Origin of the sequence: Pseudomonas moorei (assembly GCF_042846945.1) — a bacterium.
Classification (GTDB): Bacteria; Pseudomonadota; Gammaproteobacteria; order Pseudomonadales; family Pseudomonadaceae; genus Aquipseudomonas; species Aquipseudomonas moorei.
The window spans coordinates 2190343-2205328 of the sequence record NZ_AP035776.1; the positions used below are offsets into that span (position 1 = coordinate 2190343).

General features: G+C 59.8%; 12 protein-coding genes. 5 read left to right on the forward strand and 7 right to left on the reverse strand.

Going from position 1 to position 14986, the window contains the following annotated elements:
* Positions 1 to 43: 43 nt before the first annotated feature.
* Together ACGJAX_RS10110 and ACGJAX_RS10115 are read right to left on the reverse strand one after the other, a co-directional pair.
* Positions 44 to 2572, reverse strand: coding sequence for a PepSY domain-containing protein (locus ACGJAX_RS10110; RefSeq protein ID WP_390958698.1), 2529 nt, complete (start codon positions 2570 to 2572; stop codon positions 44 to 46).
* A gap of 259 nt (positions 2573 to 2831) precedes the next feature.
* Positions 2832 to 5150 carry a TonB-dependent siderophore receptor gene (locus ACGJAX_RS10115; protein ID WP_390958700.1) on the reverse strand — a complete coding sequence of 773 codons (2319 nt, stop codon included), beginning with the start codon at positions 5148 to 5150 and terminating at the stop codon, positions 2832 to 2834.
* 207 nt (positions 5151 to 5357) lie between these two features.
* On the opposite strand from ACGJAX_RS10115, the gene ACGJAX_RS10120 reads away from it, so the two are divergent.
* Entirely contained in the window at positions 5358 to 6038 is a 681-nt protein-coding gene (locus ACGJAX_RS10120) for a Fe2+-dependent dioxygenase (RefSeq protein ID WP_390958702.1), read from the forward strand.
* Between the two features lie 57 nt (positions 6039 to 6095).
* Positions 6096 to 6797 (forward strand): tetratricopeptide repeat protein, encoded by a 702-nt coding sequence (locus ACGJAX_RS10125; protein ID WP_390959843.1) that lies wholly within the window; start codon positions 6096 to 6098, stop codon positions 6795 to 6797.
* A 203-nt stretch (positions 6798 to 7000) separates the two neighbouring features.
* On the opposite strand, the gene ACGJAX_RS10130 is transcribed toward ACGJAX_RS10125, so the two are convergent.
* On the reverse strand, positions 7001 to 8164 hold the full coding sequence (locus tag ACGJAX_RS10130; RefSeq protein ID WP_090315995.1) for a type III PLP-dependent enzyme: 1164 nt from the start codon (positions 8162 to 8164) through the stop codon (positions 7001 to 7003).
* Here ACGJAX_RS10130 and ACGJAX_RS10135 point away from each other — a divergent pair.
* A complete protein-coding gene (locus ACGJAX_RS10135; RefSeq protein ID WP_247257590.1) occupies positions 8163 to 8726 on the forward strand; it encodes a hypothetical protein in 564 nt (187 codons plus the stop codon). The two genes, ACGJAX_RS10130 and ACGJAX_RS10135, sit on opposite strands and share 2 nt — an antisense overlap.
* 88 nt (positions 8727 to 8814) lie before the next feature.
* Here the strand turns inward: ACGJAX_RS10135 and ACGJAX_RS10140 are convergent, their stop codons facing one another.
* From ACGJAX_RS10140 to ACGJAX_RS10155, 4 genes are read right to left on the reverse strand one after another with little or no spacing between them, the layout of a single operon-like run.
* Entirely contained in the window at positions 8815 to 9972 is a 1158-nt protein-coding gene (locus ACGJAX_RS10140) for a betaine/proline/choline family ABC transporter ATP-binding protein (protein WP_390958704.1), read from the reverse strand.
* Entirely contained in the window at positions 9969 to 10622 is a 654-nt protein-coding gene (locus tag ACGJAX_RS10145) for an ABC transporter permease (RefSeq protein ID WP_090316001.1), read from the reverse strand. The genes ACGJAX_RS10140 and ACGJAX_RS10145 overlap by 4 nt, the downstream gene beginning before the upstream one ends.
* 13 nt (positions 10623 to 10635) lie before the next feature.
* On the reverse strand, positions 10636 to 11529 hold the full coding sequence (locus ACGJAX_RS10150; RefSeq protein ID WP_390958707.1) for a glycine betaine ABC transporter substrate-binding protein: 894 nt from the start codon (positions 11527 to 11529) through the stop codon (positions 10636 to 10638).
* A 20-nt stretch (positions 11530 to 11549) separates the two neighbouring features.
* Positions 11550 to 12266: an ABC transporter permease subunit gene (locus tag ACGJAX_RS10155; RefSeq protein WP_390958709.1), complete on the reverse strand. Its 717-nt coding sequence runs from the start codon at positions 12264 to 12266 to the stop codon at positions 11550 to 11552.
* A gap of 469 nt (positions 12267 to 12735) precedes the next feature.
* Here ACGJAX_RS10155 and ACGJAX_RS10160 point away from each other — a divergent pair, with 469 nt between their 5' ends.
* Together ACGJAX_RS10160 and ACGJAX_RS10165 are read left to right on the forward strand one after the other, a co-directional pair.
* Positions 12736 to 14319 (forward strand): peptide chain release factor 3, encoded by a 1584-nt coding sequence (locus tag ACGJAX_RS10160; protein WP_090316009.1) that lies wholly within the window; start codon positions 12736 to 12738, stop codon positions 14317 to 14319.
* A 323-nt stretch (positions 14320 to 14642) separates the two neighbouring features.
* Positions 14643 to 14900: a hypothetical protein gene (locus ACGJAX_RS10165; protein ID WP_090316014.1), complete on the forward strand. Its 258-nt coding sequence runs from the start codon at positions 14643 to 14645 to the stop codon at positions 14898 to 14900.
* Positions 14901 to 14986 lie beyond the last annotated feature (86 nt).

Genomic DNA, 14986 nt, shown 5'->3' on the forward strand with positions numbered 1-14986 from the left:
ACCCTCGCGAGCAGGCTCGCTCCTACAAGGGAAATCTTAGGTGTCAGTAAACGTCGCGGCGGTAGCGGCCCTGTTCGATCAGGCGTTCCACTTCGGCAGCGCCGAGCACTTCGTTGAGTGCCTGATCGACCCCCGAGGCCATGCCCTGCAAGCTGCCGCAGATGTAAATCACGGCCCCTTCGGCCAGCCACTTCTTCAGTTCCTCGGCTGATTCGCGCAGGCGATCCTGAACGTAGATTTTCTCCGCCTGATCCCGCGAGAACGCCAGATCCAGGCGCTGCAGATCACCCGAAATCAACCACTCTTCCAGCTCGTCGCGACATAGATAGTCGTGTTCCCGATTGCGCTCGCCGAACAGCAGCCAGTGACGTTGTTGACCGTCGGCAATCCGCGCCTTGAGCAAGCTGCGCAGTCCGGCCAGCCCGGTGCCGTTACCCAGAAGGATCATCGGCACGGGGTTTGACGGCAGATGGAAACCGCTGTTGCGGCGCACACGCAGGCTGATGGTGCTGCCCACCGGCGCATGTTCGGTCAGCCATCCGGAGCCGATGCCGAGGCTGCCATCGGGGTGCAGTTCCTGGCGAACGATCAGCTCCAGCACGCCGTCGGCGGCAATCGAGGCGATGGAGTATTCGCGCATGGCCAGGGGCACCAGCGCATCCACCAGCGCCTGGGCATGCAGACCGACCAGATGCGCCCGATTCGTCGGCAGCTGGCGGCTGGCGAGTGCTTGCTCGAGCGGCTGCGCCCGGCCATCGAGTTCAATCGTGGCGCGACCGTCAATCCCCAGGCCGTCGAGGAAATGCTCGATCGCCCAGGAACCATTGCGAGGCAACACTTCCACCAGGTCGCCTGCCAGCCAACTGCTGGTGGTGGGCGGTTTGAGGCCCAGCAAATACACGGGTGAGCCGCTGCTGTCCGGGTTGAGCAACTCGCGACGAATCAGCGGCCAGTGGTCGTAGCTCGGCGCTTGCCAGGTGTCGACCGGTGCTTGCCCGGTCAGCAGGCCCAGTTGTTGCTGCCAGTGACGCAACGCGTAAGGGTCGCCGCTGTCGACTTCCACCGGGGCGAACAGGGTCTTGCCGCCGTGTTCGCCCAGCCAAGTGTGCAAGCGTCGGGCAAAACCGCAGAAGTGTTGATACTGCCGGTCGCCGAGACCGAGCACGGCATAGTTCAAACGCTCCAGGCTCGACGCCCGGCCCAGCACCTTGCGTTCAAAACCACGGGCGCTGTCCGGCGCCTGGCCGTCGCCGAAGGTGCTGACCACGAACAGTGCGTTGCTCGAGTTACGCAGGTCTTGCTCGCTGACGGTCGCCAGCGGTTGCACCTTCACCGGTAGGCCGGCCGCCTGTAATTGACCGGCGGTCTGCCAGGCCAGTTGCTCGGCAAAGCCACTCTGGCTGGCGAAGCTGATGAGCCACGCCGGCGCGTCGCTGGCGGGTTGGGCGAGGTCCTTGCGGGCATCCTTGATCTGGCGTTTTTTGCGTCGGCGATCGAGGTACAGCAACCAGCCGGTGACGAAAAACAGCGGCATGCTCAGCGCGGTGATCGTCAGAATGATCCGCCCGACGATGCCGAAGTAGCTGCCGACATGCAGCGCATAGAGACTGGTCAGCAGTTGCGCCTTGAAGCTCTTGTCGCTGTAGCGCTCATGCCGTTTGATATCGCCGGTGACCGGATCGAGGGTGATCTGGTTCAGCGCGCGGTCGTGAGGGGAGTTTTTCAAGAGGTAGAACACGGTCGCCGGTTGACCGGCCACGGGCGGCATGCGCGTGTTGTAGAAGCTCAGGCCGGGGCCGGCGGCGCTATAGATGCTCAGCCACATGGCCGAGTAATCGGCCGTCGGCGCCGGACCATCGGGCGTCGGGCCACGACCACCGCGTACACGCTCGTTCTGCGGTGAGTCGGAGAGCAAACGGGTCAGGCCCTTGTTGTACCACTCGTAGGACCAGGACAACCCGGTCAAGGCGGCAAGGAGGTAAAACACCAGGCACCAGGTGCCGGCGACCGAGTGCAGGTCCCAGTTGAAGCTGCGACCTTTTTTCTTCCAGTCGAGGGTCAGCCAGGCACGCCAGCTTTTCCACTGGCGGGGCCAGCGCAAGTACAGGCCGGAGAGGCAGAAGAACACCAGGATCAGGGTACAGGCACCAGTGATCTGCCGACCGGTATCGCCCAAGGCGAGGAAACGGTGCAATTGCAGCATCAGGCCGAAGAAATCCTGGCCAGTGGCGTCGCCCAGCAGCTCGGCGGTGTAAGGATCGAAGTAACGCATCGGTCCGCGCCGCTCGCCCGGTGGCGGGGTGAAAAACACTTTTGCGGCGATTCCGCTGTCGATGTCGACCGAAAGCCCCGTCACTTTTTTGCCCGTGGCCGTCTCGATTTTCTCCACCAGTTCGGCGGGCGGCAGCACACCGGCGGACTGCTTCTGGACCTGAAGCACAGAGGGGTTCAGCGCATACAGGATTTCATCCTGAAACGATACCGTCGCCCCGGTGATGCCCATCAGGGCCAGGACGAGTCCGGCGCTGATGCCAAAAAACCAGTGCAACTGGAACAGGGTTTTCTTCAACACGTCGCTCGCCTTGTTCGTTCAAAAGTCATCATCACGGCGCGCATTATGCCGTGGGTTGTCGAGAAGCATTCTTTTTTACACGCAAAAACCCCGTTCATCTGGATGAACGGGGCATGGCCCTGTTTCGGCCTTCACCCTTCTGTAGGAGCGAGCCTGCTCGCGATGGTCGTCAACGATAACGCGTAAATCCTGGAACCCCGCGTCGTTCTCAAGTCCATCGCGAGCTCGCTCCTATAGAGGTAGCGATTTCACGTTTCCATCAGAAGTGGAAGTTGGTGCTCAGCAACGCAGTACGGCCCGCCGCCTGGTTGGCGAAGTGAGTCGAGAAGGCCTTGTCGTAGTAGGTTTCGTCGGTCAGGTTTTGCACGTTCAGTTGCAGGTCGATGTTTTTGGTCAGCTTGTAGGCCGCCATGGCATCGTAACGAACGTAGGAATCGACCATGGTGGTGTTGGCCACGCTGCCGAACACGTCATCGACATAGAACGCGCCGCCACCGATGGTCAGCTTCGGCGTGACCTGATAGGTCGTCCAGAGGCTGGCGCTGTTTTTCGGCGTGTTCGGCCGTTCGTTGCCGTCGTTGACCGCGCCCAGCGGGCCGCCATCGACCTGTTCGCTGTCCATGTAGGCGTAACCGGCGAAGACCTGCCATTTGTCGGTGATGCGGCCGGTCGCCGACAGTTCGACACCTTGAACGCGGGTTTTGCCGACGTTTTCATAGGACGTGGTGTTGGTCTGTACCCGAGCATTTTCTTTCTCGGTACGGAAGATATCGGCGGTCAACGACAGGCGATCGTTCATCAGGTCCCACTTGGTGCCGATTTCGTAGTTCTTGGTGGTTTCCGGCTCCATGTCGCTGCTCAGCAGATTGCCGTTGCGATCAGGCGTGCCGCCTAGCGGGTTGCCTTCCTGACCGTCGCCGAGGGTATTACCCGGTGGCGTGGCGGAAGTCGCGTACGACGCATAGATGCTGCCGTTCTCCGCCGGTTTGTAGACCACACCGAATTGACCGGTCACGAATTCACTGACGTCGTCACCCTTGGACGTGGTGGCGCCGGCGGCGGTGTAGGTCTTGTAGCGAGTGTCGAAATGGTCGTAACGCAGGCCCATGTTCACCAGCCATTGTTCGGACAGCTCAAGTGTGTCGAACACGTACAAGGCATAGGTGTCGGCCTTGGTGTCGGTGCCGGCGTAGTTGCGCGAGATCGCTCCGTTCCACGGATCGCTTGGGGTCGGATTGGACAACGAGGTGCAGTTGTAGCCGCTCGCCGCGCCGATCAGACCCGGGTTGCAGTTGGTGGTCACCGCCGCTGTGCCCGGGGTGGTGTCGGTGTTGACGTTGTACGAGGATTTTTGGTTCTCCTCGTGGGTGAACTCGATACCGGTGGCGAAACTGTTCTTGAAGCCTGCGAGATGGAAATCGCCAAACAGGTCGGTCTGGTTCGTGGTCGTTTCGGTGTTGCTCACGCGGGTGTTGGCACGACGCCAGACGCTGCCGTTGTTGACGTTGCCCTTGCTGTCGTCCGGCTGGGTCAGGATGTAGTCCTGCATGCTGGTGCCGTGGCGCAGGGTGTTCTTGACCGTCAGCGAGTCGTTCAGGTCGTGCTCGATGGCGAAGGTCGCGGTGTCGGTGCGGCCTTTGCGGAAATCGCGGTTATCCAGGCCATAGAAATTGCTGCTGTCGCCGCCGTCGTTCGGCTTGTCCGGGTTGGCCTTGGTACGGGCAGCCGAGCCGGCAGCCGGGATGGAGTAGGGGATACCCGAATCCGGGGTGTCGTTGCTTTCCAGATGGTAGTAATCGAGGTTGACCCGGGTATCGGTGCCCAGGCCAAAGGCCAGCGAGGGGGCGACGCCCCAGCGATCGTAATCGACGCTGTCGCGGCCGGCGACGTTGCTTTCATGGCTCATCAGGTTCAGACGCCCGGCGGCGGTGTCGGAGAACTGATAGTTGCCGTCCATGGTGTAGCGCTGGGTTTGGTCGGAACCCCAGGTAAAGCCGCCGTCGAACGAGTCACCCAGGTGCGCCTTTTTGCTCACCAGGTTGATGCTGCCGCCCGCCGCGCCACGGCCACCGATGGCCGAGTTCGGGCCTTTGCTGACTTCGATCGATTCAACGGCAAAGATCTCGCGGCTCTGCGAACCGGTGTCGCGCACGCCGTCCAGGTAAGTATCGCCCTGGGCATCGAAGCCACGAATGAATGGACGGTCGCCCTGTGGGTTGCCGCCTTCACCGGCACCGAAGGTGATGCCTGGAACGGTGCGCAGGGCGTCCTGCATGTTCAGGGCGCCGGTGTCCTTGAGCACTTGCTGCGGGATCACGGTGATCGAGCGCGGTGTGTCTACCAGCGGCGCGGTGTACTTGGGCGAGGAGGCTTTTTCGACATTGTAGGAAGTCTGGTCCTGTGCTTCGCCAGTGATGGCGGTCGCGCCCAGGGAAATGGTGTTGCCCGGCGCTTTTTCATCGGTCTTTTCAGCCGCGAAAACCATGTGGCCCGCGGAGCCGGCGGTGATCGCCACGCCAATTGCAGAAGCGAGTAAACGCGGTGAGCTGACAGGTAATTGTGGTTGCTGGCGTGACATTTTTATTCCCCTCCCCAAGGATTTGAGGCGGCGGAATATAGGGTAAATACGTATTCGTATCAATTGCGAAATATTACTATTCGCACCGAATTTACATTCTTTACAATTTACCCTTACTGTTTTTACCGACTCGTACGTCTGGCGGGTTTTACATTGGCAATAAGAATCAATACCATTGGCGCCCTTTCTATTTCTGGTGCCATGCCCATGTTGCTGCACATCCCCGGCTTGTTCGAAAAAGAAGAAGTGCGGCGCATTCGCGAGGCTCTGGAGCAGGCCGATTGGGCGGACGGCAAGATCACTGCCGGTTATCAGTCGGCCAGGGCCAAGCACAATCTGCAATTGCCCGAAGGCCATCCGCTGGCCAAGGAGATCGGCGCGGCGATGCTGGAGCGTCTGTGGAAAAATCCGCAGTTCATGTCCGCCGCATTGCCGCACAAGGTCTTTCCTCCGTTGCTGAACTGTTACACGGCCGGTGGCAGTTTTGACTTCCATATCGACAACGCAGTGCGTCAGCCCAAGGGCAGCATTGAACGGGTGCGCACTGATCTGTCGGCAACGCTGTTTTTCAGCGAGCCTGCGGATTACGACGGCGGCGAACTGGAAATCCAGGACACCTACGGCACCCAGCGCGTGAAGCTGCCGGCCGGTGACATGGTGCTGTACCCGGGCACCAGTCTGCACAAGGTCAACGCGGTCACTCGCGGGGCCCGCTACGCCTCTTTTTTCTGGACCCAAAGCCTGGTGCGCGAAGACAGCCAGCGCGCCTTGCTGTTTGAAATGGACGGCGCGATTCGCCAACTGACCCAGGATATGCCCGACCACCCTTCGCTGATCCGTCTGACCGGCACCTATCACAACCTGTTGCGCCGCTGGGTCGAGGTGTAAGTGGCGGATTTTCGATTGCGCCGCGAAGAAGTCCTCGACGGTGATCGGCTAAAAGCCATGCTCGACGAAAGTCCTGCGCGTGCGGCCCAGGCGATTCTGATGGCCGCCGGCGAAGGCATCCTCGATGCGCAGGCGTTGCTCGGGCAGATACTGCTGGACGGGCAGGGCATCGCCCGGGATCAGCCGTTGGCGGTGCGCTGGTTTGAGATCGCTGCACGACGTGGGCATTTGATGGCGCGCAACATGCTCGGTCGCTGCCATGAACACGGTTGGGGTTGCGCTGCCGATGCTGCCGTTGCCGCGCGGCACTATCGAATTGCAGCCGAAGCCGGGCTGGATTGGGCGATGTACAACTACGCCAACCTCCTGGCGACCGGACGCGGGGTCGTCGAGAATCAAGTGCAGGCTCTGAAGCTTTATCAGGACGCCGCCGAACTTGGACACGCCAAATCGATGAACCTGCTGGGGCGTTATCTGGAAGAGGGGCGGGTTTGCCCGAGGGACCTGGTAGCCGCTCGCGACTGGTATCGACGTTCGGCCGAAGGCGGGGACTTTCGCGGACAATTCAGCTTTGCGGCGGTGTTGACCGAAGAGGGAAATATCGACGACGCATTGGTCTGGCTGCGCAAGGCGCTGGCCGGAGGGAATCCGAATTTCCTGCGGGTGGCGAGTGAAGCATTGTCGGCATCGGCCGACCCAAGGGTTCGCGTGCTGGTGGCTGAATATCAGCAGCGAATTCAAGAGTTGAGCCCGGAATAGATGGATCAGCACGGCAACTGTGGCGAGGGAGCTTGCTCCCGCTGGGTCGCGCAGCGGCCCCCAAAAACGGGACTGCTGCGCAGTCCAGCGGGAGCAAGCTCCCTCGCCACAAGGGGGAGTCGCGGATTGTGGCTCTAAGTTGAATTCCAGGCACAAAAAAGCCCATGACGCGTCATGGGCTTTTTGCTTTCTGCGTGACGTACTTACACGTAGAACGATTTCAGCGGCGGGAAGCCATTGAACTCAACGGCGCTGTAGCTGGTGGTGTAGGCACCGGTCGACAGCCAGTACAGGCGATCGCCGATGGCCAGGTTCAGCGGCAGGCCGTACTTGTAGTTTTCGTACATGATGTCGGCGCTGTCGCAGGTTGGACCAGCGATGACGACTTCTTCCATCTCGCCTTTCTTTTCGGTCCAGATCGGGAACTTGATGGCTTCGTCCATGGTTTCGATCAGGCCGGAAAACTTGCCCACATCCGTGTACACCCAACGCTCTACAGCGGTACGGGATTTACGCGCGACCAATACCACTTCGCTGACCAGGATGCCGGCGTTGGCGATCAGCGAACGGCCTGGTTCCAGGATGATTTCCGGCAGGTCGTCACCGAAGTCTTCCTTGAGGAAGCGGATGATTTCTTCCGCGTAGGTTTCCAGGCTGTTGGTGCGGGTGATGTAGTTGGCCGGGAAGCCACCGCCCATGTTGATCAGCTTCAGTTGAATGCCGTCTTCTTCTTTCAGGCGCTCGAAGATCACTTTGACCTTGGCGATTGCCGCGTCCCAGACGCTGATATCGCGCTGTTGCGAGCCGACGTGGAAGGAGATGCCGTAAGGCACCAGGCCCAGGTCGCGAGCGAGGATCAGCAGGTCCATGGCCATGTCGGTCTGGCAGCCGAATTTACGGGACAGTGGCCAGTCGGCGGTGGTCGAGCCTTCGGTCAGGATGCGCACATAGACTTTCGAACCCGGGGCAGCCTTGGCGATGTTGCGCAGGTCCGCTTCGGAATCGGTTGCGTAAAGACGCACGCCCTTCTCGTAGAAGTAGCGGATGTCCTTGGATTTCTTGATGGTGTTGCCGTAGCTGATCTGGTCGGCGCTGACGCCACGGCTCAGCACTTTGTCCAGCTCATAGATCGAGGCGATGTCGAAGCTCGAGCCTTTTTCCTTGAGCAGGTCGATGATTTCCACGGCCGGGTTGGCCTTGACCGCGTAGTAGACCTTGGCGAATTCGAAACCGGCGCGCAGGTCGTCATAGGCCTGGCTGATCATTGCGGTGTCGATCACTACGAACGGGGTTTCTTGCTTGTCGGCGAACGCTTTCATTTTTTGAAAGGTTTCGCGCGCGAAATAGTCTTCGACCTGGATCGACATGCTGGGAACTCCTACTGGCAAACTAAAATTATCAATGGGTGCAAATGAACGTCCTCCGTATCCCCACTTTGGTTCGCCTACTTCCCAAGGCATGTCGCCGAAAGCAAAAAGGCCATGGGTAGCGTTGCTTCCCTTGGCCTTGCTGTCTCGTCGTCAGTACTTGAGCCGGATGGATCGTTTCCAGCATGGACGTTCGGCGCGAACTTTAGGGCGTGAGGGGCTTGAGATCAACAAAAAATGTCGCGTTTTTGCACTCGTCTGTCGCACGGCAACGGCACAGTCCTTTTTAACTGACACAGATGACAGCCGGATGTTCCGCATGATTTATGAAGTGTTAAAAATACCTGCACGTTCGACGCTTTTGTGCGCCAAGTCGCTAGAAAGTGCAATGTCGTCAACTTCGGCGACGTTGGCTGCGAGAATCTGGGCTGAGAGGGAATTTGATTATTTAAGTGTGTGTTTGTGGATGGCTTTTGCAGGCTCTACTGTTGATATTTTTTTCCGGCCTGTGAATCACTCAAAAATCGCACAGAACCTGTGGGAGCCAGCCTGCTGGCGATGACAATTTCATCATCAAAACAGTGTTGACTGGTATTCCCCAATCGCTGGCAGGCTAGCTCCCACAGAGATTTGTGTTTTTTACTCGATTATCAGGCAACTACTGCCTCAGCCGGCGAGACGATATTGGTCTTCATCCCGCGCGAACGCCCCGAACTCAGGTACGCCGCAATCGACTCCTGTGTCACCTCACCCAAGAACACCCGCTCGGCATCCATCACCGGCAACCACGAACGGTTGAACTCGTACATCCGCGACAACAGGATGCGAAGATGTTCGTCGTACGCCGCAGTGGCGTTGAACTCGCGCAAGTATTGCCCGCAGGTGCCGGCCTGACGGTGAAGGTCGCGACGACGAACATAGCCTAGCGCCTTGTTCTCGCCGTCGGTGACCACCACGTAACGCCGGTCATGCTCATCCATCAGTTCCAGCGCGTCGGCCACCGGGGTGTGCGGGCTGACCGACGGCGTGTTGTCCGCCGCATCTTCCGCTTTCACCAACAACAGGCGCTTGAGGGTGCTGTCCTGGCCGACGAAGTTGCTGACAAAGTCATCCACCGGATGGGCGAGCAGGGTGTCCGGATGGTCGATCTGCAACAGCTTGCCGGCCCGGAAAATCGCGATCTTGTCGCCCAGCTTGATGGCTTCGTCGATGTCGTGGCTGACCATGATCACGGTCTTGTTCAGCGCCCGCTGCATCTCGAAAAACTCGTTCTGGATCATTTCCCGGTTGATCGGGTCGACCGCGCCAAACGGTTCATCCATCAGCAGCAGCGGAGCATCGGCCGCCAGGGCGCGAATCACCCCGATGCGTTGCTGCTGGCCACCGGACAATTCCCGAGGGTAACGATGCAGATACTGCTTGGGCTCAAGCTTGATCATGCTCATCAGTTCACGAGCGCGGTCGTGACATTTCTGTTTGTCCCAACCCAACAGGCGCGGGACCACGGTGATGTTTTCCTCGATGGTCATGTTCGGGAACAGTCCGATCTGCTGGATCACATAGCCGATATTGCGGCGCAGGGTCACTTCGTCGAGGGCCGTCGTGTCTTCGCCGTTGATCAGGATCTTGCCCGAGGTCGGTTTGATCAGGCGGTTGATCATTTTCAACGTGGTGCTTTTGCCGCAACCCGATGGCCCGAGGAACACGCAGATTTCGCCTTCATTGACGGTCAGGCTCACCGAATCCACGGCTTTCACATCTTTGCCGTTGCTTTGGAAGGTCTTGCTGAGGTTTTGAAGTTCGATCATTTGAGTAATCCTTTTGGGGTCAGCGAACGTTGCAGCCATTGCAGAAGCAGGTCGGCGAAGATGGCCAGCAGGCTGACCAGCACGGCGCCGACGATCAGCATCGACATGTCGCTGCGGCTGATGGAAGCGAGGATGAGCACGCCGAGGCCGCCGGCGCCGATGGTCGCGGCGATGGTCATGACACCGATGTTCATGACCACGGCGGTGCGTACGCCGGCGAGGATCACCGGCACGGCGATGGGCAGTTCGACCATGCGCAGGCGCTGGCCGAAGGTCATGCCGATACCGCGCGCGGCTTCACGAATGCCCGGTTCGACGCCGGTCAGGGCCAGGTAGGTGTTACGCATGATCGGCAGCAGCGAGTAGAGAAACACGGCGGTGATCGCCGGCATCGGGCCCAGGCCCTGGCCGAATCTGGAATAGAAGGGCAGCAGCAGGCCGAACAGGGCAATCGACGGCACGGTCAGCAGGACCGTGGCGCTGGCTTGCAAGGGACCGGCCAGCGTCGGGAAGCGGGTCATCAGGATGCCCAGTGGTACGCCCACCAGTATCGCCAGGGTCACGGCGATGCCGACCAGGGTGATGTGCTGCCAGGTCAGGTGCAAAACCTGCGGCCAATCGAGATGGGAAAAGGCGTTCAAGAATTCCATGGCTTTTCCTCGTTCAGTTCAATGGATGCTGGCGCAGGAAATCGGCGGCCACGGCGGAAGGGCTTTCGTGGTCGACATCAACGCGCGCGTTGAGCTGGCGCATGGTGTTGTCGTCGAACAGTTCGGCCAGTGGCTTGAGTTGCTCAGCCAGTTGCGGGTGCGCATCGAGATACGCCTGACGCACCACCGGGGCGGCGGTGTAGTCGGGGAAGTAGTGCTTGTCGTCTTCGAGCAATTTGAGTTTGAAGGCGTTCAAGCGACCGTCGGTGGTGTAGACCAGACCGGCAAATACCTGACCGTTGCGCAGCGCGGTGTAAACCAGGCCCGCGTCCATCTGGCGGATGTTTGTACGGGTCAGGTTCATGCCGTACAGCTTGACCATGCCATCGAGGCCGTCGGAACGGTTGGCGAACTCGGTGTCCAAAGCCACCAGGTGGTTGGTCTTGGCCTCGTCCCGCAGCACCCTGTTGAGATCACTGATGGTGGTGATCTGCGGGTACTCATCGGCGACGTTCTTCGGCAGCGCCAGGGCATAGGTATTGCTGAATTTCGACGGTGTCAGCCAGACCAGGCCTTTTTTTCCGTCGAGTTCTTTCACCCGGGCGTAGGACTGTTCGCTGTCGAGTTTTTCAGTCACATGGTTGTAGGCCACCAGCGACACGCCGGTGTATTCCCAGAGCATGTCCAGTTGACCGCTTTCGTGGGCGCTGCGGGCCAGATTACTGCCCAGGCCACCGGTGACTTGCACGTCATAACCCTTGGTGCGCAGGTATTGGGAGGTGATTTCCGCCAGCAGGGTCTGTTCGGTGAACACGCGGGCGCCGATGCGGATCAGCGGTTTGTCCGCCGCTTGGGCAAATCCTGCGCACAGCAGGACGCAGCCTAATAAAAAGCTAGATGTCTTCATGAGAGTTCCTTTGCCGAGACTTAAGACGGGCGCAAGCCGCGTTCGAGCCAGGTTCGGCTGGCCAGCGTCACCAGACCGTCGAGCAGCAGGGCCAGCAGGGCCGTGCAGGCCGCGCCCAGTAGCAATTGCGGCTGATTGTTCAGGGCGATGCCGGGGAAAATCAGGCTGCCGAGACTGTTGGCGCCGATCAGGAACGCCAGTGGCGCCGTGCCGACATTGATGGCCAGTGCCACGCGCACGCCACCGATGATGATCGGCACGGCGTTGGGCAATTCGACTTTCCACAGCACCTGGCGCGGGGTCATGCCGATGCCGACGGCCGCCTCCTTGAGCGAACCCTGGACGTTTTTCAGGCCTTCATAGGTGTTGCGCACGATCGGCAGCAGCGAGGCGAGGAACAGGGCGAAGATCGCGGGACCGCTGCCTATGCCGAGGATGCCCAGGGCGATGGCCAGCACGGCGAGGGGCGGGACGGTGTTGCCGATGTTGAAGACCTGCATGAAGCGTTCGGCGCGGCCGACCATGGTCGGGCGGCTGAGGTAGATGCCGGCGGGGATGCCCACGACGAGGGCGGCCAGCATGGAAGCGAGGACGAGAATCAGATGAGCTTGCAGGTAAAACATCAAATCGTCGCGGTAGTGTTCGATCGTGTTGATGCCGATCCAGTGGATCAGCAGGGCCAGAAGGGCGATGACCAGCGCGCCTCCTGTCAGCCCTTTGCCATAGCGAATAGCCACAGGCGGACTCCTTTTTTCAGTCGGCGAACGCAGTCCCGTGTGGCATGCCATTCCTGGCTGCCGGGAAATCAACGTTCGCGAGAAGCAGCTCATGCCGGGCGCATTCCACTGCAGGAGCGAGCTCGCGAAAAACGTCCAGACAACGCGTACATTCAGGTACCCCGCGTTATCGTTGACGTCCATCGCGAGCAGGCTCGCTCCTACAGGCGGAACGCGTACGGCTCATCGAGCCATAAGCGCAGCCTCGTCAGGCTAACTTGCTGATTTTTCAGCCCCTGACGAAAACCGTAACAGGGGAGTGGACGCCTCCACCTTTTAAAAGGTTCCATAATTGGCAGCCTCTGGCCACCTTTAGTGTCCTGCAGGGATCTGTTGATCACCGCAGTCGACGGGCCGAGCGGTGGTCTGTGATGGACGGTTTGCGCTATACTCGCCGCCCTTTTTTGAATCACCTGCCAGGCGATTTCCCATGACCAAACAGGCCGCCGAAGTCGCGAAACGCCGCACTTTCGCCATTATTTCCCACCCCGATGCCGGTAAAACCACCATCACCGAGAAGCTCTTGCTGATGGGCAAGGCGATTGCGGTAGCCGGCACGGTGAAATCTCGCAAATCCGACCGCCATGCCACCTCCGACTGGATGGAAATGGAAAAGCAGCGGGGTATCTCGATTACCACGTCGGTCATGCAGTTCCCGTATCGCGAGCACATGATCAACCTGCTCGACACCCCGGGCCACGAAGACTTCTCCGAAGATACCTACCGTACCCTGACCGCGGTCGACTCGGCGTTGATGGTCCTCGACGGCGGTAAGGGTGTAGAGCCACGCACCATCGCCCTGATGGACGTCTGCCGCCTGCGTGACACGCCGATCGTCAGCTTCATCAACAAACTCGACCGTGACATCCGTGACCCGATCGAACTGCTCGACGAAATCGAAGCGGTCCTCAAGATCAAGGCTGCGCCTATCACCTGGCCGATCGGTTGCTACCGCGACTTCAAAGGCGTGTATCACCTCGCCGACGACTACATCATCGTCTACACCGCCGGTCACGGCCACGAGCGCACCGAAACCAAGATCATCGAGAAACTCGATTCCGACGAAGCCCGCGCCCACCTGGGTGACGAGTACGAACGCTTCATCGAACAGCTGGAGCTGGTGCAGGGCGCCTGCCACGAGTTCAACCAGCAGGAATTCCTCGACGGTCAGTTGACCCCGGTGTTCTTCGGTACGGCGCTGGGCAACTTCGGTGTCGACCATGTACTCGACGCCGTGGTCGACTGGGCCCCGCGTCCGCTGGCACGTGTGGCCAACGAGCGCACCGTGGAGCCGGTGGAAGAGAAGTTTTCCGGCTTCATCTTCAAGATCCAGGCGAACATGGACCCGAAACACCGCGACCGCATCGCCTTCATGCGCATCTGCTCCGGCAAGTACGAAAAAGGCATGAAGATGCGCCACGTGCGTACCGGCAAAGACGTGCGGATCGGCGACGCGCTGACCTTCTTCTCCTCCGAACGTGAGCAACTGGAAGAAGCCTACGCCGGCGACATCATCGGTTTGCACAACCACGGCACCATCCAGATCGGCGACACCTTCAGTGAAGGCGAAACCCTGGGCTTCACCGGTATTCCGCACTTCGCCCCGGAACTGTTCCGCCGCGTACGCCTGAAGGACCCGCTGAAATCCAAGCAACTGCGCCAGGGCCTGCAACAACTGGCCGAAGAAGGCGCGACCCAGGTGTTCTTCCCGGAACGCAGCAACGACATCATCCTCGGCGCCGTCGGTGTGCTGCAGTTTGATGTGGTCGCCAGCCGCCTGAAGGAGGAATACAAGGTCGAGTGTTCCTACGAGCCGATCACCGTTTACTCGGCGCGTTGGGTCGAATGCAGTGACAAGAAGAAGTTCGAGGAATTCTCCAACAAGGCTGTGGAAAACCTGGCCCTGGACGGCGGCGGTCACCTGACCTACCTCGCGCCTACGCGGGTCAACCTGGCGCTGATGGAAGAGCGCTGGCCGGACGTGAAATTCCGTGCAACGCGCGAGCATCACTAAGCGCTGAGTTGAAACACCCAAAACCCCGTTGCGAGAGCTGCGGGGTTTTTTGTTACCTGTTGCATTCCCTGTAGGCGCGAGCCTGCTCGCGATGATTCCAGCCGCGCCGCGTTTAGTCAGGAGGTGCGCATCATCGTTGACCCCCATCGCGAGCGCGCTAGCTATCTTTTCGGCATAACCTTTATCGCAAACCAATCTCCACGCCTATGGCATTTCCGCCGAGTCGATACCCTCCAGTCTGGAGAACCCGGCTGATCGGAACTAGATTTTACTCAGCGCCAGCCAGGCACTTGAGTTTCACCTGCGAAAGGATGGAATCGGCTATGAACAGGTTGCTACGCGTTGTATTGCTGTTGAAGGTTTTCGTGATGCTGTCCCTCGGCAGTGCGGCGGTCTGGGCCGAGTGTGAGAACCACGCTACCCAGGCGATGAGCGGGCAGGGCGGAGACAGTGGAATGATGCTCGCCAAGTCCGAATCGGAGGCGGGTGATAAGGGCCAGGGCGGCGCGGATAACGGTGATGACTCGACCACCGACGAACCGGATTCCAGTGACGACGAGGAAGGCGATAGCCAGTCGTAAGTTGCAGACAAAAGAAAACCCCTTCCACTTGACTGATGCGCAGTCGAGGCGGAAGGGGTTGGGATAACGCTCAATTGCTTGAGTTA

Bases quoted from the DNA above. Each gene is read 5' to 3' on its own strand.
- ACGJAX_RS10145 (WP_090316001.1), bottom strand. From the start codon at position 10,622: ATGGAATTCTTGAACGCCTTTTCCCATCTCGATTGGCCGCAGGTTTTG.
- ACGJAX_RS10135 (WP_247257590.1), top strand. From the start codon at position 8,163: ATGCTGGGAACTCCTACTGGCAAACTAAAATTATCAATGGGTGCAAAT.
- ACGJAX_RS10130 (WP_090315995.1), bottom strand. From the start codon at position 8,164: ATGTCGATCCAGGTCGAAGACTATTTCGCGCGCGAAACCTTTCAAAAA.
- ACGJAX_RS10120 (WP_390958702.1), top strand. From the start codon at position 5,358: ATGTTGCTGCACATCCCCGGCTTGTTCGAAAAAGAAGAAGTGCGGCGC.
- ACGJAX_RS10160 (WP_090316009.1), top strand. From the start codon at position 12,736: ATGACCAAACAGGCCGCCGAAGTCGCGAAACGCCGCACTTTCGCCATT.
- ACGJAX_RS10140 (WP_390958704.1), bottom strand. From the start codon at position 9,972: ATGATCGAACTTCAAAACCTCAGCAAGACCTTCCAAAGCAACGGCAAA.
- ACGJAX_RS10125 (WP_390959843.1), top strand. From the start codon at position 6,096: ATGCTCGACGAAAGTCCTGCGCGTGCGGCCCAGGCGATTCTGATGGCC.
- ACGJAX_RS10150 (WP_390958707.1), bottom strand. From the start codon at position 11,529: ATGAAGACATCTAGCTTTTTATTAGGCTGCGTCCTGCTGTGCGCAGGA.
- ACGJAX_RS10165 (WP_090316014.1), top strand. From the start codon at position 14,643: ATGAACAGGTTGCTACGCGTTGTATTGCTGTTGAAGGTTTTCGTGATG.
- ACGJAX_RS10115 (WP_390958700.1), bottom strand. From the start codon at position 5,150: ATGTCACGCCAGCAACCACAATTACCTGTCAGCTCACCGCGTTTACTC.